The following is a 509-nucleotide window of genomic DNA, read 5'->3' on the forward strand; positions in this document are numbered from 1 at the left end:
CCTTTTTCAATTCCTTGAAGGCGAACACTGCGGTGGTGTTGGACACCAGCCAGCGCACGGATGCTTCCGTCGCCCCGGCGATCTTCAGCGAAGGAGCCGATGTCATGGCCGGCGGCCTGGGTAACGACATTTTTATGGTCGACGACGCGAGCGATGTGGTGACCGAGCTGGCCAACGAAGGCGCGGATACAGTACAGAGCTATTTGGCCAACTACACCTTGGGAGCCAATGTCGAAACCCTCGCGCTGATGAGCAGCTTGAATGCCGGCGGCACAGGCAATGCATTGAACAACATCCTCACCGGCAACAGTGGCAACAACATGCTCACCGGCGGCTGGGGCAACGACACGCTCACAGGTGGCGCAGGCGATGATGTGATGGACAGGGCGACGCCAGAGCCGATCAAGGTGGTCCTTCTCACCGGTAGCTTGACGGCAAAGCTCGTTACCGGCGACCAGGTGATAAGTGAAGTTCCCATGTCGGGCAGTTGGGCACCTTCGGGCCATGTG

At 59.3% G+C, this 509-nt stretch carries 1 protein-coding gene; it reads left to right on the plus strand.

Annotated elements, in window-relative coordinates:
* Positions 1–104: 104 nt before the first annotated feature.
* A partial coding sequence (locus AC1D0P_RS28370) for a calcium-binding protein (protein ID WP_477679784.1) occupies positions 105–509 on the plus strand: 405 nt, incomplete at its 3' end.

The organism is Polaromonas sp. P1_G2 (assembly GCF_056405515.1).